General features: G+C 46.0%; 12 protein-coding genes. 8 read left to right on the forward strand and 4 right to left on the reverse strand.

What is annotated here, in order from left to right; all coding sequences use genetic code 11:
* Nucleotides 1–116: 116 nt before the first annotated feature.
* From IEY67_RS22750 to IEY67_RS22770, 5 genes are all read left to right on the forward strand, one after another.
* Complete coding sequence (locus IEY67_RS22750; protein ID WP_183672464.1) at nucleotides 117–4,178, forward strand: hybrid sensor histidine kinase/response regulator transcription factor; 4,062 nt, start codon at nucleotides 117–119, stop codon at nucleotides 4,176–4,178.
* 284 nt (nucleotides 4,179–4,462) lie between these two features.
* A complete protein-coding gene (locus tag IEY67_RS22755) occupies nucleotides 4,463–5,590 on the forward strand; it encodes a basic secretory protein-like protein (protein WP_183672465.1) in 1,128 nt (375 codons plus the stop codon).
* A 17-nt stretch (nucleotides 5,591–5,607) separates the two neighbouring features.
* Nucleotides 5,608–7,944, forward strand: a complete 2,337-nt coding sequence (locus tag IEY67_RS22760; protein ID WP_122352144.1) for a GH92 family glycosyl hydrolase — start codon at nucleotides 5,608–5,610, stop codon at nucleotides 7,942–7,944.
* A gap of 22 nt (nucleotides 7,945–7,966) precedes the next feature.
* Nucleotides 7,967–10,255: a GH92 family glycosyl hydrolase gene (locus IEY67_RS22765; protein ID WP_183672466.1), complete on the forward strand. Its 2,289-nt coding sequence runs from the start codon at nucleotides 7,967–7,969 to the stop codon at nucleotides 10,253–10,255.
* A gap of 302 nt (nucleotides 10,256–10,557) precedes the next feature.
* Nucleotides 10,558–12,882 carry a GH92 family glycosyl hydrolase gene (locus IEY67_RS22770; RefSeq protein ID WP_183672467.1) on the forward strand — a complete coding sequence of 775 codons (2,325 nt, stop codon included), beginning with the start codon at nucleotides 10,558–10,560 and terminating at the stop codon, nucleotides 12,880–12,882.
* 85 nt (nucleotides 12,883–12,967) lie between these two features.
* Here IEY67_RS22770 and IEY67_RS22775 read toward each other — a convergent pair whose 3' ends face one another.
* The 4 genes from IEY67_RS22775 to IEY67_RS22790 all read right to left on the reverse strand — a co-directional run bounded on the left by IEY67_RS22775 (nucleotide 12,968) and on the right by IEY67_RS22790 (nucleotide 16,604).
* Nucleotides 12,968–13,348 (reverse strand): MmcQ/YjbR family DNA-binding protein, encoded by a 381-nt coding sequence (locus IEY67_RS22775; protein WP_183672468.1) that lies wholly within the window; start codon nucleotides 13,346–13,348, stop codon nucleotides 12,968–12,970.
* A gap of 78 nt (nucleotides 13,349–13,426) precedes the next feature.
* Nucleotides 13,427–14,323 carry a HEPN domain-containing protein gene (locus IEY67_RS22780; RefSeq protein ID WP_183672469.1) on the reverse strand — a complete coding sequence of 299 codons (897 nt, stop codon included), beginning with the start codon at nucleotides 14,321–14,323 and terminating at the stop codon, nucleotides 13,427–13,429.
* A gap of 23 nt (nucleotides 14,324–14,346) precedes the next feature.
* On the reverse strand, nucleotides 14,347–15,912 hold the full coding sequence (locus IEY67_RS22785; RefSeq protein ID WP_183672470.1) for a PD-(D/E)XK nuclease domain-containing ATP-binding protein: 1,566 nt from the start codon (nucleotides 15,910–15,912) through the stop codon (nucleotides 14,347–14,349).
* A 77-nt stretch (nucleotides 15,913–15,989) separates the two neighbouring features.
* Nucleotides 15,990–16,604: an HU family DNA-binding protein gene (locus tag IEY67_RS22790; protein WP_183672471.1), complete on the reverse strand. Its 615-nt coding sequence runs from the start codon at nucleotides 16,602–16,604 to the stop codon at nucleotides 15,990–15,992.
* A 357-nt stretch (nucleotides 16,605–16,961) separates the two neighbouring features.
* On the opposite strand from IEY67_RS22790, the gene IEY67_RS22795 reads away from it, so the two are divergent.
* From IEY67_RS22795 to IEY67_RS22805, 3 genes are read left to right on the forward strand one after another with little or no spacing between them, the layout of a single operon-like run.
* Nucleotides 16,962–18,251 carry a TolC family protein gene (locus IEY67_RS22795; protein WP_183672472.1) on the forward strand — a complete coding sequence of 430 codons (1,290 nt, stop codon included), beginning with the start codon at nucleotides 16,962–16,964 and terminating at the stop codon, nucleotides 18,249–18,251.
* Nucleotides 18,252–18,266: 15 nt separating this feature from the next.
* Complete coding sequence (locus IEY67_RS22800; RefSeq protein WP_183672473.1) at nucleotides 18,267–19,160, forward strand: efflux RND transporter periplasmic adaptor subunit; 894 nt, start codon at nucleotides 18,267–18,269, stop codon at nucleotides 19,158–19,160.
* 9 nt (nucleotides 19,161–19,169) lie between these two features.
* The gene (locus IEY67_RS22805) at nucleotides 19,170–22,295 is read left to right on the forward strand and encodes an efflux RND transporter permease subunit (RefSeq protein ID WP_183672474.1); all 3,126 of its coding nucleotides are present in this window, start codon (nucleotides 19,170–19,172) and stop codon (nucleotides 22,293–22,295) included.
* The last annotated feature ends 11 nt before the right edge of the window (nucleotides 22,296–22,306 follow it).

Consider the following 22,306-nt stretch of genomic DNA (forward strand, 5'->3'; position numbering starts at 1 on the left):
TTCTTTAGGCTTAAAAAGTTCTAATATTACCGAAAAGATGGATTATATTTGTTGTCTGATCGGTATCCGGGTGTTTACAGGCGGATAGCGGGGATTATTTTACAAATATTCAAACTATGACTTGGACCAATAATAATGAACGGACAGTGAGATGGTTTCCTGGTGTGAAACTGTTGGTGCTCGTTTCGTTTTTATTCTGCATATTTTCAGACGGAAAGGCATCGATATCGTTGCATAAGGCAAATATCGATCTGTCGAATAATGCAATCATCGATATTTATCAGGACGATCATGGCTATATGTGGATCGGTACTTACGACGGCCTGAATCTTTTTAATGGAAGAAATACCTATGTGTATCGTTTTGAGCCTGATAATAAATATACCCTTTGCAGTAACATTATTAATAAGATATCGGATGGTGGTCCCGGATACCTGTGGATATCCACCTCTATGGGATTGAACAGGTTCTCACTGCGCGACCGCAAAGTAACGGAGTCATATCCGGAATATCCGGAATGTGTTTTAATTGCAACCGACTCATTGGAGAATACATTGGTTATCAGTCAAAAGAACTTTATATCCTGCCATACTGCCCGGACCGGTGCTTTTCAGGATATTTATACCCAAGGCATAAACCCGGAAACGACAAAGATATTATTTACTGACGGGCAAGGTGGTTTTTATCTTCTCTCTTCGGACGGAGCTCTGAAGCAACTGGTTCCTGACTATTCCAGATTGCCTTTGACCATACAAATAAGGGAAAATAAAATACATGACGGTCAGATAAGTCAGGCCTTTTATGAAGAGGGTATTATTTATTATCTAGATACTGACAACAAATTATATCAGTATAGCATAGATAAAAATAGAAAAGAGTATCTGTTCGACCTTTCCGGGTGGATAGAAAAATATGGAAATATAGCCCGTATCGCTTCTTTCCAGTCGAAGCTGTATCTGGTTTTCAGGAACGGCCTGTTACTGGAACCCGCTTTCCCGGAAGAAGCATTCGACCTGAATATCGGTGTTTTCAGTATGTTTAAAGACAAAAAGCAGAATATCCTCTGGATCGGTACGGATGGGCAGGGAGTCCGGATGCTATATGATAAATATGAACGTTTCGACGGATTATCTCTGGAAAACCTACCTTTTGTGATGCGTAACCCGGTCCGTTCTGTTTATACGGACGAAGATAAGACATTATGGTTCGGGACGAAAGGGGATGGTTTTATCCGTATAAAAGACTATGATTCATACGGGAAAAAACAGATTCCGGCAGATAAGATCGATCGTTATACGATGGCTGACGGTCTTTCCAATAACCGGGTCTATTGTTTTTACAGGAGTCAGTATCATCCTTTGGTTTGGATCGGTACGGATGGCCCCGGTCTTTCCTATTATTCCTATGAAGATGAAAAAGTCCATACGTTGCCCAGTAAAATCGATACACGGATACGGTATGTCCATTCTGTTTGCGAGATAAACGATTCGACATTATGGATGGCAACAACGGGTGACGGGTTGATCGAGGTGATTTTGGAACAGGATAAATCCGGACTGGCGGTTAAATACCTGCAATCTTATCTGTTAGAGAAGGACGGTAAAATATGCAATGAGTTTTATTCCATGTATTATGATGGAAAATCGACTCTCTATCTGGGTAGCCGTGGAGGGTATGGGATGGCACGTTTCGACCTGACTACCAGGCAGTATGATTTCATGTCGATGAATAATTCCGGCAATCAGGCTATCGGTGATGTTTTGAGTTTGTATTACAGCAGCGACTCGACCATTTATCTGGGAGCCAGTTCGGGGATGACCCGGATGAAATGCGACCAGTCGGGAACCTGCGAAGTCTGGCAGTACGACCGGAGTGACGGTATCAGCAATGATATGATTCACGGCATTCTGGAAGATCAGGACGGATGTATCTGGTTGAGTACTAATAAGGGGCTGACAAAGTATAATCCCCATAACAGCTTTTTCCATAATTATGGAAGTCAGGAACTGATGGTCACGGAGTTTTCCGATGATGCTTATTGGAAATGTCCTTATACCGGACGTCTGTTTTTTGGCGGCATCGACGGGTTGATATGGATCGATCCCCAGAACGACCGGTTGGAGAGTTATAGTCCCGATCTTCACTTTTTTGAATTGAAGATGGGAGGGGAAACAGTCAGCTTGTACGATTATACGGAAACAAATCCGGTTCCCGTCACTATTCCTCCCGATGTTTCAACCTTCAGTATCTCCTTTGTGGCAACCGATTATATTCATGGAGATAACTATGAATATTCTTATCTGTTGCAGAATTATAATACCAACTGGACAGAGTTACAGAAGAATAATGAAATATCGTTTACCAAACTGCCTTACGGAAATTATACCCTGAAAGTGCGTTACAAGAACGATGTCTATGACTCGAATGCACGGGAATATCTGTTACCGCTGAAGGTTCTCCCTCCCTGGTATCGCGGAACCTGGGCGATCGTTATCTATATCTTTTTGTTATTTGCTTTTTTTAGCTTGCTGGCTTATTGGATCAACAGGCGTATTGCGGAAAAGCAACAACAGGTTGCCCGGAAAATCCATGAAGAACAGAAAGAAAAACTGTATGAAGCCAAATTGAATTTCTTTGCAAATATAACCCATGAGCTTTGTACGCCGTTGACTTTGATAAACGGAGTAGGGGATTATATCCATTCCTATGCGGAGAATACTTCCGATAATAAGTTGAAAAGGTATATCCGTATATTGAGGGACAACGTTATGAGCCTGAATGAACTGATCCAGGAAATCTTGGATTTCCGTAAGATAGAAGAGGCGGGTTTGAATTATTTCAGTATCAAACATATCTCTGTTTCCGATATCATCCGCAGGCAGTATGAATCTTTTACGCCTATCGCCGAGCAGAACGGGATAAAGTTTACCTTGTCTCTGCCGGATCAGCTTTACTGGAATACAGATCCTACCGGATTAAAGAAGATACTGGTCAATCTCGTTTCCAACGCTTTTAAATACGCAGATGAAGCCGGGGATATATCTATCTCTGCCGTTGCGGAAAATGAATCGTTGATCATCCGTGTCTACAACTCGGGTAAAGGTATTTCGGAAACAGACCTGAAAACGATCTTTGACCGGTACCGGATATTGGGCGATCTGGATGGAAACAATTATACACAAACAACCTCCAGGAATGGATTAGGCCTGTTTATCTGTCATAGTATCGTACAATCCCTGCAAGGGAATATAGATGTTCGGAGCGAGGAAGGTAAATATGCCGAATTTATTGTCCGGCTGCCTTATCTCGAAGCAGACGAGGAAGAGACTGAACAGGAGAAAGAGGAACAGGATTCTCCCCTTGTATCTATCCCTACCGATGAGGGGACAGAGGTGCCGGAAGTCGTTTCTCCGGATAACAAACCCTGTATTCTGGTGGTGGACGATAATAAAGATATCGTCTGGCTGATCAAAGAATCGTTGTCTCCTACATATAATATAGAAGAAGCATATAGTGTGGAAGAAGCTCTCCGTTTCATGGAGCAACAAACGCCGGCCCTTATCATTACGGATATTATGATGCCGGAGATAGATGGCCTGGAGCTGGTCAGCCGTGTAAAATCGGATAAGTTTACCCGCCATATCCCGTTGATTGTGGTTTCTGCCAGAATATCGGAACGCGACCAGGCGGAAGGGCTGGATCTGGGTGCGGATGCTTATCTGACGAAACCGTTCTCGTCGGTAGTACTTCGTTCGGTGGTCAATAGGCTGATGACAAGCAAGAAAGAACTGAAAGATTATTATTATTCTCCGGAAAGTGCCTATGAACAGTCCGGCGGCCAGTTGGTCCATCAGGAGGATAAGGAATTTATGGATGCCGTAACAACTCTTATCAGGGAAAATCTCGATAAGGAAAATCTGCGTCCGGAGCTGATTGCCGAAAAACTGGGAATGAATACCCGTTCGCTCTACCGCCGTTTCATGAAAATATCACCTCTTACTCCGATTGAGTTTATAAAGGATTACCGGTTCACCTATGCTGCCCAATTGCTGGTGACAACCAATCTGAATGTACAGGAAATTATCTATAAAGTCGGTATATCCAGTAAATCTTATTTCTACCGGGAGTTTGCCGCCAAGTATAATCAGACACCTAAAGAGTACCGAAATAAAGGGTAATTGGTTGATTCTCTGTGAGTGTCCTGGATTACCTAAAAAGTGCCCTGATGTACCAGATGTATATCAGGGCACTTTTTTTGCTTTTCGGGAGTAACCCCGGAAAAGAACGATAAAGTAATATTGCACTCAGATTTGTGAAACCCGATACATGCTTTATTATGAATACAGGATAAATCAGAACAATGAATAAAAGCACTTCGTCCGATTGGCATTTTCGGGCAAGTGTAACTGGGAGTTGTTTTTTTCTTTGGATAGTGAATGCTTTATTGATTTTATTTTGTCTTATGAAGAAGTTGTGTTACATAAATATATTTGTTTTAGTAGTTGGTAGTTTTTTGCTTTCAGCATGTAGGGAGAAGGTTTCAGTGAATGTAAAGGAGTTGTCGGATGGGGACCCTACAACTTATTATACAGGAACAGAGAAACTGAATCGGGTTGTTTTTGATTCTCAATACAGCATTCCTATCCAAAGTTATAAAATTTATTCGTCAGGCGAGGCACCTGCACACGATCCGGTGAACTGGGTGCTGAAAGGTTCCTACGACGGAAAGAACTGGGTGGTGGTAGATGAACGGAAAGACCAGCGTTTCTGTTCCCGTTATCAGGAAATCCTTTGTCCGATAACCAACCCTTCTAACTATAAACAATATATGCTGGAAGCCGAAACCGCCGGGAACGATACGTTGGTGATCGGTGATATTTCATTCTCCGAAAAGAATTTAGTAACGGACTGGGAAGACTTCAACTATCCCGAAGTCGATTTTGAAGTGCTTGCTCCGGATACCAAAGGGGCAGCGATCTATGCAGACCTGGTACAAGATCCGGATGCTTACATAAAATATCATGCCCGCAAGGTGGCGGAAATCCTTTTTTATACTGCAAAAGATACGATGAATGATGTTCAGACCATTCATTATACGTTGAAAGACTACGACGGCGTTTCTGCCAAATCCGGAAACCCGCCTGCTATCTATATTGAATATAGCACCCGCCATATCGAGAAGTCGATGAATGAATCGCTCTACAAACTGGATTTTGAAACGCGCGGTGTGTTATTCCACGAACTGGTTCATGCTTACCAGTTTGAGCCGAAAGGAATCGGTTCATATTCTACAAACAAAGAATTTTGGGCATGTATCGAAGGAATGGCAGATGCCGTCCGGGCAGAATCCGGCTTTTTCGATATGAGTACCCGTAAACCGGGTGGAAACTGGATGGATGGCTACCGCACGACCGGATTCTTTATTCAGTGGTTGAAAACCAAAGATCCGGATGCTATCCGTAAATTCCATCTTACAGTCCGTGACCTGGATGTCTGGAGTTTTGACAAGGCGATCAAGAGCATCTTTGGCGAGGAGTCCGGTATTGAAAGCATGTGGAATGAATATCAGGCTTTTTTGACAAAAGAATAAATTAATACTACATACTTATGAAATCTTCAAGATGTTTAGCCTTATTTCTGTCTGTAGCGTTGGCAGGAGGGACATTATTTGCCCGGGAGAAAGTATCTCTGGTCAATCCGATCATCGGAACAAACGGGATGGGGCATACTTTTCCGGGAGCCTGTGTGCCGTTCGGACTGGTACAGTTAAGCCCGGATACCGATACGATCCCGCATAATGTCGACGGTAAGTACCAACCCCGCGCTTACGAATATTGCGCAGGTTACCAACACAAAGACAGTAGTATCGTCGGATTCAGCCATACGCATTTCAGCGGGACCGGCCATTCCGACCTGGGTGATATCCTGATCATGCCTACAACAGGTAAACTGAAACTGAATCCTGGAACTGCAACCGATCCGGATGGCGGCTATCGTTCGCGTTTCTCACACGATACGGAAATATCCCGTCCTGGTTATTATGAAGTGATGCTGGACGATTATGGAGTAAAGGCACAACTGACTACTACCAAACGGGTGGGAGTCCATAAATATACTTTTGCTGAGAATAGCGGTAACCAACGTATCATTCTTGATATGATTCATGGTATTTACAATTACGATGGGAAAGTGCTCTGGACGAATATTCGCGTAGAGAATGATACGTTGGTTACCGGTTATCGTATAACGAATGGTTGGGCGCGGACCAATTACACCTATTTTGCCATGTCTTTCTCTAAGCCGGTCGTTCATTACGGCTGTGATGAAAAGGCGAAAGTGAATTACCGCGGTGGTTACGGCAAGTTCAATATGAAAGAGAACTTCCCGGATATCGGCGGCAGGAAGATCGTCGCTTATTTCGATTTCGATCCGGCTGCTTCGCAAGAGTTGGAAGTGAAGGTTGCCCTTTCCGGTGTCAGTACCGATGGTGCGCTGAAAAACCTGCGTGCTGAAGCATCCGGCTATAGCTTTGACGAATTGGCGGCAAAGGCTTCGGATACCTGGAACAAGGAACTTTCCATTATCGAGGCAAAAGGTACCGATGACCAGCAGGCAATGCTCTATACCTCTTTATATCATACAATGATCAATCCGTGTGTCTATACGGATGTCGACGGTCAGTATCGTGGCCTGGACGGTAATATTCATCAGGCAGATGACTTTACCAACTACACGGTCTTCTCTGTTTGGGATACCTATCGGGCTTTGCACCCGTTATTTAATATTATCAAGCGGCAGGTGAATACCGATATTGCCCGTTCTATGCTGAAACATTGTGAACAAAGCGTACATAAGGCATTGCCGGTGTGGAGCCATATGGCAAACGAGAACTGGTGTATGATCGGTTATCATTCTGTATCCGTATTGGCTGATGCCGTGGCAAAAGGCTTGCCGCTGGATAAGGATGAAGTGCTGAAAGCAATGGTCAGCAGCTCTACCATCCCTTATTACGACGGGACGAAAGAGTTGATGGAAAAAGGATATGTATCCCTCGACCGTAGCGGTAGTGCCGCTTCGCTGACATTGGAGTATTCCTATGACGACTGGACGATTTACAATACCGCCCTGCTGGCAGGTAATCGTGAAGTTGCCGATCGCTACAAGAAACGGGCCATGAACTATGTCAATGTATTCGACACCAGTATCGGTTACGCCCGTCCCCGTTATTCGGACGGACGCTGGAAAGAGAATTTCAATCTGTTGAGTACGCATGGCGAAGGTTTTATCGAAGGCAATGGTCTGAACTATTCGTTCTATGTTCCTCAGGATGTCAATCATATGATCGGGTTGATGGGGGGAGACAAGTCTTTCATCTCTAAACTCGATTCACTGTTTACGATGCATCTGCCGGATGAGTTCTTTGCCGAAACGGAAGACGTTACGAAAGAAGGTCTGTTAGGTGGTTACGTTCATGGTAACGAGCCGAGCCACCATATCCCGTTCCTGTATGCCTGGACTACCCAACCCTGGAAAACCCAGTACTGGCAGCGTGAGATCATGAACAAGATGTACCGTAATAATATCGACGGCCTGTGTGGAAACGACGACTGCGGGCAGATGTCGGCCTGGTATATCCTGTCGGCTATGGGATTCTATCCGGTTTGTCCGGGAACAGACCAATATGTTTTGGGAGCTCCTTATCTTCCATATATGAAGGTTTCGCTTGAGAACGGAAAGACATTTGAAGTCAAAGCCGATAAGGTAAGCGATAAGAACCGCTATGTAAAGTCTGTCAAGCTGAATGGTAAACCTTACACAAAAGGATATATCACCCAGCAGGATATCATGAACGGGGGAGAACTGACCTTTGAAATGACATCTTCGCCGAATAAGAAACGTGTATTTACCGGCGACGACAAGCCTTATTCTTTATCTGCTAACTAATCATCATTCTATAAATTTATCCATGAAGAAATTATTTATTCTAGCGATTGCCTTATGCAGCAGCCTTTTTACGATGAAGGCTGCCGGAAAGGCTGATCTGGTGGATTATGTCAATCCGCTGGTCGGCTCACAGTCGAAAATATCTTTGTCAACAGGAAATACCTATCCGGCTATTGCTATGCCGTGGGGTATGAATTTCTGGATGCCTCAAACCGGAAAGATGGGGGATGGCTGGGCCTATACGTATGATGCCGATAAGATCCGCGGCTTCAAACAGACACATCAGCCTAGTCCCTGGATCAACGATTACGGTCAGTTTGCCATTATGCCGATAACCGGCAAGGTGGTTTTCGATCAGGACAAACGTGCCAGCTGGTTCTCTCATAAGGCAGAAGTTGCCAAACCGAATTACTACCGCGTTTACCTTGCCGACCATGATGTGGTGACGGAGATCACTCCGACAGAACGTGCAGCGATGTTCCGCTTCACCTTCCCCGAAACAGATAAATCGTATGTGATCGTCGATGCGTTCGACCGCGGTTCTTATATCAAGATCATCCCGGAAGAGAATAAGATCATCGGCTATACGACCCGTAACAGCGGTGGTGTTCCGGAGAATTTCAAGAACTATTTCGTTGTTGTGTTCGATAAGCCTTTTACTTATAAGGCAGCAGTAGGGGACAATGAAATCCGTAAGGGTGAAACAGAAGCTCAGGAAGATCATACCGGTGCGATTATCGGTTTTTCTACCCGCCGCGGAGAGATCGTTCATGCACGTGTCGCCTCTTCTTTTATCAGTCCTGAACAGGCTGAGTTGAATCTGAAAGAGCTGGGTGACCGTTCTTTCGACCAGATCGTTGATGCCGGACGCAAGACATGGAATGAAGTGCTGGGACGTATTCAGGTAAATGACGATAATATCGACAAACTGCGTACATTCTATTCCTGCCTGTACCGTTCCGTTCTTTTCCCGCGTAGCTTTTACGAAGTGGATGCCAATGGAAAAGTGGTGCACTACAGTCCGTATAACGGCGAAGTGCTGTCGGGTTATATGTTTACCGATACCGGTTTTTGGGATACCTTCCGTTGTTTGTTCCCATTCCTGAACCTTGTATATCCGTCAATGAATACAAAGATGCAGGAAGGATTGGTGAATACTTATAAAGAAAGCGGCTTCCTTCCGGAGTGGGCAAGTCCCGGTCATCGCGGTTGTATGGTGGGTAACAACTCTGCTTCAGTTGTAGCAGATGCGTATCTGAAAGGATTGCGTGGTTACGATATCGAAACGCTTTGGGATGCTGTTGTACATGGAGCTAATAATGTACACCCGAAAGTATCATCTACCGGCCGTCGGGGTTTCGACTATTATAACAAGCTGGGGTATGTACCTTATGACGTGAAGATTAACGAAAGTGCTGCTCGTACACTGGAATATGCTTACGATGACTGGGCTATCTATAAATTAGGAAAGGCACTCGGTAAACCTGAATCTGAAATTGCGATCTTTGCGAAACATGCAATGAACTATAAGAATTTGTTCGATCCCGAAACTAAGCTGATGCGTGGCCGTAATGAAGACGGAACATTCCAGTCTCCGTTCAACCCGTTGAAGTGGGGGGATGCTTTCACCGAAGGTAACAGCTGGCATTATACCTGGTCTGTTTTCCACGATCCACAGGGATTGATCGACCTGATGGGAGGAAAGTCCGGCTTTAATGCAATGATGGATTCCGTATTCAGTGTGCCGCCTTTGTTCGATGACAGTTATTATGGTGGTGTTATCCACGAGATCCGTGAGATGCAGATCATGAATATGGGTAACTATGCACATGGTAACCAGCCGATACAGCATATGATCTATCTGTATAACTACTCCGGCGAACCCTGGAAAGCCCAGTATTGGGTACGTGAGGTGATGGATAAACTTTATTTCGCAACTCCCGACGGCTATTGTGGTGACGAAGATAACGGACAGACTTCTGCCTGGTATGTGTTCTCTGCCCTCGGTTTCTATCCGGTTTGTCCGGGAACTGACCAGTATATCCTTGGTTCCCCGTTGTTCAAGAACGTAACGTTGAATCTGGAAAACGGTAAGAAGGTCGTGATCAATGCAAATAATAACAATGAAGCCAACCGCTACATCTCTTCCATGAAGGTAAACGGCAAGAATTACACCCGTAATTACCTGACCCATGAAGATCTGTTGCGTGGTATGACGGTCAATTGCACCATGTCCGATACTCCGAACAAAAACCGTGGTACGGAGGAAAAGGATGCGCCTTATTCATTCTCAAAAGAAATCAAGGAATAAATAGAAAATGATAAGCTAATGTGGCAATATGCCAATGTGCCAATTTAGAAATAATAGAACTATCCAATGAATAGGATGGCTTGATTATTACAGGTTTATTTGCCGTCTGCTTTAGCTGACGGATCAGTAAATAGTTTATCTCTTCGGACTTTAGTCCCATCTTAAACAGTCTCTCTATTTAAGAGAAATGTGGCTAAAGCCAAAAGAGAAATAGCTTGTAAACCGTCAGTTAAAACTGACGGCAAATAAACCAGTAATAATCAAGTTACTTTGATTATGGGATAGTTCACTTCTGCAAAGATATGAAACAACGAATATATACCTTACTCGCTATTTCCTGTTTTGTTCTGACCACTACAGCCCAGAGTGAGAAGCTGACAGATTACGTCAGACCTCTGGTTGGAACAGACGGTTACGGGAATGTCTACCCCGGTGCACAGATTCCGTTCGGCGGTATCCAGATCAGTCCGGATACAGACTCTAAATATTACGATGCGGCAGCCGGTTATAAATACAACCATACTTCCATCCTCGGCTTCAGCCTGACGCATCTGAGCGGAACGGGTATCCCCGATCTGGGCGACTTCCTGTTTATTCCCGGTACCGGTGAGATGAAACTCGATCCGGGAACCCGCGAAAACCCCGATGAAGGTTACCGCTCGCGTTATACCCATGACCAGGAATGGACTTCTCCCAATTACTATGCCGTCCTGTTACAGGATTACGATGTGAAAGCCGAAATGACAGCCGGGCTGCGCAGCGGAATGTTCCGTTTCACCTATCCCAAATCGGACAAGTCTTTCATCATGATCGACCTGAACCATACGTTGTGGCAATCCTGCGAATGGTCTAACCTTCGTGTTGAGAACGATTCGACCCTGACCGGCTACAAACTGGTCAAAGGCTGGGGACCGGAGCGCCATGTCTATTTCACCGCCGTCTTCTCCAAAAAGCTGAAAGACTTCCGTATCATGCAGGATAAGAAGCCGGTTATTTACAATACCTCCCGTTTCAGAAGCACGAACGAAGCCTGGGGAAAGAACCTGATGGCTTGTCTTTCCTTTGAAACGGAAGCCGGTGAAGAAGTCATTGTAAAAACTTCTGTCTCCGCAGTCAGCACCGACGGTGCCAAACTGAATATGCAGGAACTGAACGGGATGACCTTCGACGGCCTGAAAGAAAAAGGTATCGACTTATGGGAGCAGGAACTGGAAAAGTATCGCGTGACAGCCGACCGGAAGACAAAAGAGACATTCTATACTTCTGCTTATCATGCCGCTTTGCATCCTTTTATCTTCCAGGATGCCGACGGTAGTTTCAGAGGTCTGGACAAGAATATCGAACAAGCCAAAGGCTTTACGAATTATACGACTTTCTCTTTGTGGGACACCTATCGCGCCTTGCATCCCTGGTTCAACCTGGTTCATCAGGACGTGAACGCCGATATAGCCAACTCCATGCTCGCCCATTACGATAAAAGTACGGAGCGCATGCTTCCGATCTGGTCTTTCTACGGCAACGAAACCTGGTGTATGATCGGTTACCATGCTGTTTCCGTCCTGGCCGATATGATCGTGAAAGGTGTCAAAGGTTTTGATTACGAACGGGCGTACGAAGCCATGAAGACAACCGCAATGAATAAGCATTACGATTGCCTGCCCGATTACGACCGTAACGGTTATGTCCCCTTCGATAAAGAAGCCGAGTCGGTTTCCAAAACGTTGGAGTATGCCTACGACGATTATTGTATTGCCCGCGCTGCCCAGGTTTTGGGAAAGACGGACGATTATACCTATTTCCTGAACCGTTCCCTCTCTTATCAGACTTTGATAGATCCGGAAACCAAATACATGCGTGGCCGCGACAGTCAGGGAAACTGGCGTACTCCGTTTGCCCCGATTGCTTATCAGGGGCCGGGATCGGTTAATGGCTGGGGCGATATCACCGAAGGCTTTACGATGCAGTACACCTGGACCGTTCCGCATGACGTACAGGGATATATCAACCTGGCGGGAAAGAAGCTGTTCGAGAAACGGCTGGATGAACTCTTTACTGTTGAGCTGCCGGACGATATCCCGGGAGCCCACGACATTCAGGGACGCATCGGCGGTTACTGGCACGGCAATGAGCCTTGCCATCATGTCGCTTATCTCTATAATTACCTGGGTAAGCCGTGGAAATGCCAGAAATGGGTACGCGAAATAGTCGACCGTTTCTATGGCAACGAACCCGGTTCTCTGAGCGGTAATGACGACTGTGGCCAGATGTCAGCCTGGTATATGTTCAACTGTGCAGGCTTTTACCCGGTTGCCCCGTCCAGTAATATATATAATGTAGGTTCACCTTGCGTCGAGGCACTGACCATTGCCATGAGCAACGGTAAAGAGATCCGCATGACGACCGAAAACTGGTCGAAAGACAACGTGTACGTCAAGGAATTGTATGTGAACGGAAAGAAATACAACAAATCGTATCTGACATACGACGATGTGCAATCCGGTATAACCCTGCATTTCGTCATGAGCGACAAGCCGAATTACAAACGTGCTGTCTCAGCCGATGCCTATCCGGCTTCTTTGTCCTTACCCGGCAAAACAATGCTCTATCAGAAACCTGTTGACAAATAAGACTATGACCATTTAGAAATTTAAGTAACGACGAGTGCAACTTTACCCCTCTCCGAGAGGGGGCAGGGGGTGTGTGATTTTTCTTTCATGCACCCCTTTCTTCTATCATCTCCCGTTCTTTCTTTGTCAGGCTCCCGACTACGATCTCATACGATTTCTTCACCAGCTCTTTAATCTTCTGATCCGGTACATCCTGATTGAAATGGACACTGATCCAATACTTCTTGTTCATGTGCCATCCGGGCGTAATGCCTGCATACTGTCCTTGCAGTTCTCCCGATTCATCCGGGTTGCATTTGATACAACAGAAATCAAAGATTTCGATATTCACAAAGCAAAACCATTTGTCCGCAATATAGAAACACAAGACGTCCCGACTGTATTTATCCGCCACATTCGTAAACGGCATCTTCTCATGCACTCCTTTCAATGAAAGGCAGTATTCTCTGAACTCTTCGATATTCATAATCCTGATTAATTAGAACTACACAAAGTTAGCAAAACATCTGTGGTCTGAAAGTACCAGATCTTTGTCTGACAGTATTTATTGTGTATTACCCTGCTCTTCGTACTCTTTAATCTTTGCAGTACAAATTTGCTTTGTAATATCTCTAAGCAATTCCACTTTAGGGACAAGTGCATCGATGTCTTCTTTAGTGACAACAAAGTACGGATTATACCGTGCTTCCACATAAGCAGACTTAAGTAAAGTAAAAAGACGTTTCTCTTCAGGAGTGTCTTGTGGAAAAACTGTTTTCAAATCCTCGGAATACCTTTTAGTGGAAGAGGAGAGTTTGGAAAGATTATGTTGCTTGCTATTTCGTAAAGTAAATGTCAACCGAATGGCATAGTAATAATTTTCACAGGCTTGATGTAATAAGAAAGCTTCCATTCTGTAATCTTCATATTCATACGCATACTTAGCCTGTCTTAAAAAACTATTGGCTCTATCATACTTTTCATCAAGATAAGCCTGTGCCTGTTCTTTTATCTCTGCAAAGTTCAGTTTTCTTCTACGAGCTAATTTATGATTTCCACTATTATAAAGGATGATGCCTTCCTGTTTAATTTGTGTATAGAAATACCGTCCTTCTTCCAGATACTTATTCAACATCTTAATATCATCGTTGATAAATTCGACAGGTGTATCCCGGTCAAAATCTTTTCCGGCAAAGAATATATCTTCTACATTATCCAGAACGGTCTCCGCCTTTTTGCTGTTGATGCCGCTTGTTATTACATAAATATCATAATCGGATATTTTGACCGTAGGGATGCCGCCGTCTTCTATTCTTACGCTACGACGCACATAGTTCCCTCTTGCATAGCTACCAAAAAGAATAATAAACTCAGTTTGAGGTAATCTTTTTAATATCTCTTTAACCAGAAAATTCAATTCTGCCTGTTTGTCTTTTGGTAGATAAGCTATTGAGTCTTTCATTATGATTTATGTTATGTACAACATTACTGTGATGTCCAGTTTTCGATATTGCGCTCTTCGGCACTGAAATTGGCACCAACTTTGATTAGTTGGCGGCCATCGGACTGGTAAGGGAGGAGATAACCCTTATCGTCGATCTGGCGGAGGGCTTCTTCTACGGTGCCGTCGAGTTTGAACTCGAAGACGTAGATGTAGTCGCGGGTTTTCACCACGGCATCGGCACGACCGCGGGCACTGCGCACTTCGGCCTCCGTGAACTGTCCCATAAGCTTGAAGACGAGATAGAAGACGGCCTGATAGTGGCGTTCGGTCTTGTCATTCAGTTCGTAGGGAATGTCGGCAAAGAAGGCACGCAGGCGCTCCATAAAGGCATCGACGTCCCCCGACTCCAGTTCACGAACAAATTTTCCAATGTAGAAAGAACTTTCGGTAGAGGGGATAGCTGTATAGAATGGGACGATAAAATTCAAGAATCCGTATTTTACTTCTTCGTTAGGAAAGCCTAACGTATATAGCCGGAAACGTGGATCAAACCCTTTAATCGTCAGGTAACCGCTTTGATAGATCACCGGGATGGGACGTTGTACGTCGGCTCTATAATCGGCAAAACCATCGACTGCCATTTGTACGCCGTCGATGTCACGCAGATCATAATCTGTCTTTTTCAGCAGCTCGACGAGGAAGGTCGGGGTTCCGGTCTTAAACCAGTAGTTGTCGAATTGACTTCTATCCAACACATTCAAGACGCTGAAGGGGTTGAAGATGCCTTCCTGTCCAAACATGAAATGGTAACCGTCATAGAGGCGTGTCATGGTTTCGAGCGTCTCTTCGGGAGTGAGGTCGTTGTCTTCGGCCAACTCTTTCAGTTCGGGTTCGAAATTGTCAGCTATCTCTTGCCAGGTGAGGCCGCAAATCTCGTTATAACGCTTGTCCATACTTATATCGTTCAGCTGGTTGAGGTCGCTGAAGACGCTGACCTGGCTGAATTTGGTGACGCCTGTCAATAGATAGAATCTCAGATATTGGTCGGCACTTTTCAGTACGCCGTAGAACGCTTTCAAGGTATCCTTGTAGGCGGAATGGAGTGCTTCTTTATGCAGCGATTGTAATAGCGGCTTGTCGTATTCGTCGATCAGGACAACAACCGGGCGGTTTGTTTGCTCGGCGGCACGGCGTATTACCCCCTTGAAACGAAGGGAAAGGGTTGCTTCGTCCTCCCCTTGGCCGTAGATTGCTTCCCATTGAGTCAGCTGATTGCTGAGCAGGGCATCCAACTGCTCGGGGGCGTCGAACTTTTCGGCATTCAAATCTATGTGCAATACCGGATAGACGATCCAGTCTTTTTCCTGCTGCTCGATGGCAAGTCCTTCAAACAACTCCTTTTGTCCTTTGAAGTAGGCTTCGATAGTCGATATCAGCAAGCTTTTGCCGAACCGTCGTGGACGGCTTAGAAAGTAAGGCTTACCGCTGTTGACCAATTGATAAATCAGGGCGGTTTTATCAACATACAGATAATTGCATTCGCGCAGAGACTTGAAACTCTGTATCCCGATCGGGAATTTGCGGCTGATGTCTATTGAAATTGCCATAGTTGTACTGCTTTATAAAATAGCAAATATAGTTATTTAATTTGAATTCTGCCGCAGGTTGCTACCGGCACATTTGTCTATGCGGGCGATATTTCCTCTGCTTGCGGCGGCAACGAATACACCCTGTGTGTCCGGTATCCCATCTTGATCACTATTCCATCCTTCATAAACTGTTTCATATCCTCCGTAGCCCGGTAGCGGCTGCAACCGTTTAGTGACGCATAATCCGTCAGATTGATATACGGATTGTTTTGCAGGTATCTGAGCATTTTCTTTTTCCGGTCTTCCTGTTCGTTGGAAGTCACATTTTCCCTTTTGACTTTTATCGGTCGCTCCTTGTTGACCAATGTTTTCAATCGTTTGGAACAGCGGAAGTTTACCCCGTCAGCCCTCGCAAAAAAGACAGTCCGGCCTTTCTCATCCGTTTTCTGTAACGTTTTGAGGGCAGGGGAGAAGTGCCCCAATCCTTCCAGTTCCACACAATATCCGTTGGATAAATTCCTTCCGATATAAGTGATCAATGCCTCGATCGCTCCTTTCACATCTGCCGAAGTGAGGGTACTCGAATCAGAGAGGTATTCACAGACGTCTTCCATTCTCATGGTCCCTTTGGATATAAGCCGGGCGCAAGACTGTTGCTCCTTGCCGCTGGTGTTAGGGGCCTTGTATACTCCGAATTTAATTCTTCCCATAATCGCTTAATTTTAGTACTGATATAGTTGTTATTACCTCGGATGTATCTTAGACAAGGTGCGTCCGAATCTTATTTATCTGCCTATATAATCTGTTGCCGACGCTGTCGACAATATTGTTGACACTGTCGAAAGCTTTGCCGACACTGTCGTTTATTTTGCCGACAGTGTCGGCAACAACTTCCCCGCCTTCCAAAGATACTGAACATTGGGTCAGAAAGCAAGTAACTCAAGGCTTATTTGAGTTAAGATGCAGACATTTCCTGTCAGGTCGCGGTAAAGTAGATGCGTCCTTACGCCGTCATCTTCAAAATGTCTTCAATATTCCCTCTTAGTTTTGCCGCAAAAAAACGAGAGATGAAGACGTTATTGATTGGTTTGGGGCTTAGTTGTTGCCTGCTTTCAGTAAAGGGACAACAGGTTTCGTATACATTGGATTATTATCTGGAATCGGCGCGGGAGAACAGTCCTCTTATTCAGGATTACAGGAATCAGAAAGAAATTGAGGTTTATGAACGACAACGGCTGAAAGCATTATACACTCGTTCGAAGGTAACACTGAACGGAGATTACCTCTTTGTTCCTGTCATCTCGAAGGATAACGGGAAGACTTCTTTTGAATGGAATCCGCAGGATGGGGTCGATTATTATGGTTATGATCTGGGACAGAGCAGTGGTCATTTTCAGGCGGGAGTGACCTGGACGCAGCCGTTGCTGGGGCACAGTGCCTATAAAGTAGCTGACGAGCAAGCACGGATGAATACGGAGATACTGAACGATAAGATGCATCTGGAGCAACATCAGTTGGAGCGGGTGGTAACGGAACAGTATCTTCTTTGCCTGCTGGATAGTAAACAGATAGCCTTTGCCGATTCTGTCGGACAACTGCTCGACCGTCAGGCTGCCGTTGTCCGGCATCTGGCGGAAAGCGGTCTGGCAAAGCTTTCGGATTTGCAGCTGGTGACGATAGAACGGCAGAGTAATCAGGACATGGAGATCGCTTTGCGGCAATCTTTTTATACGCATTTGATGGATTTGAATATGCTGTGCGGTATCAAAGATACTGCGGTGGTTTTGTTGGAAGAACCGGCTTTGACGCTACGGCTGCTTCCTGCCGCTTCGTCGGCCTTTATGGAGCAATACCGGTTGGATAGCCTGAACACGCTTATGTCTCTGCATTCGTTCAACGTACAATATAAACCACAGCTCCATTTGTTTGTCGACGGAGGTCTGCGTATCTCGGAGTTTGCTTCCATGCAGAAGCATTTCGGGATGAGTGCGGGGCTTACCTTTTCATGGACGTTGTATGACGGTAAACAAAAACGGCTGATGGAGAAGCAGGCGCGTGCCCATATGAACAGCATCGCTTTCTATAAAGACAATTTCAATATGCAACAGGAGTTACGCAGGCAACAATATCTGACGGAACTGAAGACCTACGGGGAAAGGTGCCGGTTGCTGCAAAACCGTCTGGCGGAATACCGGCAGGTACTTGCGGGCTACAGGAAAGAGATGCAGGCAGGCGAATTATCTGTCATCGATTATATTACCGTGCTGAGGAACAGGATAGAAGCAGAAAAAGAATATATATTACTGGAGACAAACCGTCAATTACTCATCAATATTTTTAATTACTGGAATTGGTAATAAATATCATATCTTATGAAATGTATCGTATTATTACTGGCAATATGCCTGACTGCCTGCGGGCGGTCATCCGGCGATGCGGAGACTTCCTATGAGAAGCCCCGGACATCCGTTACGCTGACACATGTTACACCCGGCAGGATCAGGAACGAAATCGTACTTTCCGGTACGACTGTCTATCAGAACAAAACGATAGTTACGGCTCCTATCCCTTCCTTTATTTCTGAAGTAAATGTACAACCCGGTATGAAGGTAGAGGCAGGTCAGCTTCTTTACAAATTGGAAAGCAAGGAACACCGTGCCTTGTCCGGTGAACCGGAGGAAAACAGGTTGGGGATGGTGGCTGTCAGAGCGGCTGCCTCCGGAATCGTAACGTCTGTGATGCAGCAAACAGGCAGTTTCGTTGCCGAAGGGACTGCCCTTTGTACGCTTGCCGATCTGAACAGCCTGGTCTTTGAGTTGAACGTGCCTTACGAACAAAGCCGTTATATTATACCGGGGAAGACCTGTACGATCGTATTACCGGATGCGACGGTCTTGAAGGCTGTTATCCGGACTCCGCTGGCGACGATGAACACCGCTTCGCAGGTCCAGCAGGTAGTGGCCCACGCTCGTTCGTCTTTCTTGCCTGAAGGATTGACTGTCAAAGTGCTGGTCGATACCAGACATACCGGAAATGAAATCAGGCTTCTGCCTAAAGCAGCCGTACAAAGCGATGAGATGCTGACCGGTTATTGGGTGATGAAGCTGGCAGACGATAGCACTGCTGTCCGGATTCCCGTAATCATAGGAAATAGTTCAGCGGACAGTATCGAGATAGTATCCCCTTTGTTTTCTGCTTCCGACCACATTGTCCTGAGCGGCAGTTACGCATTGGAAGACAGTGCCCGTGTCGTTATCCTCAAATAGAAAGCAGCAATGAACACAATACAGAAAAGAAGTTTTCATCAGCTCTATAGCAAACCGATCCTCTTTTTCGGTTTATTGTTGCTGATGGCCGGTATCTTTTGTTATACCCGTATGCAGACGAATCTGTTTCCGGAAGTGTTGTTCCCGCGTATTACCGTCATTGCCGATGCGGGGCAGCAGCCGGTAGACAGGATGATGATTACCGTGACCAAACCTCTGGAAAGTGCAGTAAAGAAAGTGCAGGGAGTAACCGTGGTGAAAAGCAGCACCAGTCGGGGCAGTTGCGTGATCGAAGTGTATTTTAACTGGGGACTGGATATCTACGCGCTCAAGACTCAACTGGAGAGCCGGATTAACGAGATAAAGAGTTTCCTTCCGGCAGGGATTGTCATTTCTGCCGAGGCGATGAACCAGTCTTTGTTCCCGGTGTACGGTTATACGCTGGAGAGTAAAACATATAGCCGTATCGCGTTGCGGGATGTGGGTAATTTGATCGTGCGGCCTGTCTTTTCACAGGTTAAAGGGATCAGCAACGTGGTCGTGAGAGGCGGGAAGGCTAAAGAGTTTGTCGTTATTCCGGATGCGGTACGGATGTCTTCCCTCGGCATCACTCCGGAGTTGGTAAAAAGTGTCTTTGAACAGACTAACTTTGTGCTGGGCAATGGGAATGTGGCGGATTATAACCGTTTGTATCTGACCCTGACCGATACCCGTATCAATGATATGCAGGAACTGGAGAACACGATCATCCGCAACGACGGTGTCCGTACGGTCCGCCTGAAAGATATCGCCCGTGTGGAAGTGCAGGAACAACAGGAGTTTCTGAAGATCAATGCCGGAGGGAATGATGCCGTACTGATCGACCTGGTCAAGCAGCCGGGAGTCAACCTGCTCGAATTTGCCCGGGATGTGGAAGTTCGGGCAGATGAGGTCCGGGCACAGCTTCCTGCAGGCTATGAGTTGAAACCTTATTACAATCAGAGTGCTTTTGTCGGCGACAGCATACACAGCGTTATAAAGACGATTTATGAAGGATTGTTCCTCGCCATTGTAGTTATGATTCTTTTTCTGCGCTCCTGGCGTGCGAGTCTGGTGGTTATGCTGACCATTCCGGTGACACTGGCTTTTAGTATTTTACTGGTTTATTTGGCTGGTATCACGATCAATATCATGTCGTTGGGAGCCATAGCCGCTTCTGTTGGACTGATAATAGACGATGCGATCGTTATTATCGAACAGATTTACCGGGAGCATGAAGAGCGTCCCGGAACCGACCGGTTTACGGTTGTCCGGCATGCCATACGGAATCTGTTTCCGGCAATGGTCGCTTCTTCGCTGGCTACCATCGTGATTCATTTCCCGTTCCGGTTGATGAGCGGGTTGGCGGGAAGTTTCTTTAAAGAGTTGTCCGACACGATGCAGTTGACGATGGTGGCTTCGTTTCTGGTGACCTGGCTTTTGCTTCCGGTCTTTCATCTGATGATCGGCTATAAAAAGGTATTCGGACCGAAGCGGGCAGATGCTCCGGCCGATAATAATATGGAAGAGAAAGCCGTTCATAAAGTTCACTGGCTTACCGTACTTTACGGCAAACCGTGGATTGCCGTCTGCTTTGTCCTTTTTCTGGCAGGGAGCGGATGGTTCGCTTCTTCACGACTGACTACCGGTTTCCTGCCTGATCTGGATGAAGGGACGATCGTGCTCGACTATCATTCTCCCTCCGGTACGGATATTGAAGAGACTGATCGTCTTTGTCGGCAGATGGAAAAGATTATTCTGGCGCATCCCGATGTGGATACTTATTCCCGTCGTACTGCTTTGGGGATGTCTTTCAAGACGCGTCCGAGTAATTTCGGAGATTATCTGATCCAACTGAAGAAGGTGCGGACGAAGACGACGCCGGAGGTGATTAGTGACCTCCGTCACTCTCTTTCTTTAGCTGTTCCGGCCATGACCATTGACTTCGGGCAACGTATTTCCGATCTGCTGGGTGATCTGATGAGCACACCCAAACCCATTGAAGTGAAAATATTCGGAAATGATTATGCTACTTTGCAGGAGCTGGCAGCCCGGGCGGAGGAGGTGATGAGAACTGTGCCCGGCGTAGTGGATATCGATAACGGATTGATTCCTGCCGGAGCTTCCCTGGTTTTTATCCCTGACCAGGAACGATTGTCGCAATTCGGTATCTCGTTGACAAACTTTCAGGAGCAACTGGCTGCATATACAGGGGGTGTTCCGTTGGGACTTCATGCAGACGTCATCGAGCCTAACCCGGCGCAGGCGGCTATGACCGGTGGTTTACAGATCGGTTCTATTCAGGAGGGAGAACAGATGAGGCGTATCTTGTTGCGTTTTACCGACTTTGCGGACAACTCACCCGAAAAGCTCCGTAACCAGTTGATTTTCCTTCCCGACGGAAGTACGCGCCCGCTTTCTTTCTTTTGCCGGGTAACAGTCATTCCCGGTGAAATAGAACAACGGCGTGAAGACCTGAAAAGTAACATCACCCTGACTGCACGCCTGGAAAATCGTGATCTGGGTAGCGCGATGGGTGACCTGCAACAGGCGTTTGCCCGGCAATTGACGTTACCTGCAGGTTGCAGCCTTGTCTACGGAGGCGCTTACTCCGAGCAACAGCAATCGTTTAAAGAGTTATTGCTGATTCTCGGTCTGGCAATTTTGTTGGTGTTCGGTGTACTTATGTCCCTGTTCCGGCAGTGGAGGATTTCATTGGCTGTGCTGTTTATCTCGGTAACGGGTATCTGTGGTTGCCTGCTGGCATTGTGGGTGACAGGTGTTCCGTTGAATGTCAGCAGTTATACGGGGATAATTATGATTGTCGGTATTATTGCGGAGAACTCTATCTTCACGGTCCATCAGTATCGTATGAACCGGAAAGCCGGTGGCGATGTGGCGGGATCTGTCAATTATGCCATCGCTTTGCGTATCCGTCCCAAACTGATGACGGCCATAGGGGCGATCCTGGCACTGATGCCGTTGGCTCTCGGTATCGGTATGGGGGCACAGATGCAGCAACCGCTGGCTGTAGCCGTCATAGGAGGGTTTGTTGCCGGGCTGCCGTTGCTGCTGATCGTTCTGCCGAGCCTGATGATGTTAATTTATAAACGGTAAAAAGAATTCTC

The organism is Parabacteroides faecis (assembly GCF_014647375.1).
In the GTDB taxonomy this organism is placed as follows: Bacteria; Bacteroidota; Bacteroidia; order Bacteroidales; family Tannerellaceae; genus Parabacteroides; species Parabacteroides faecis.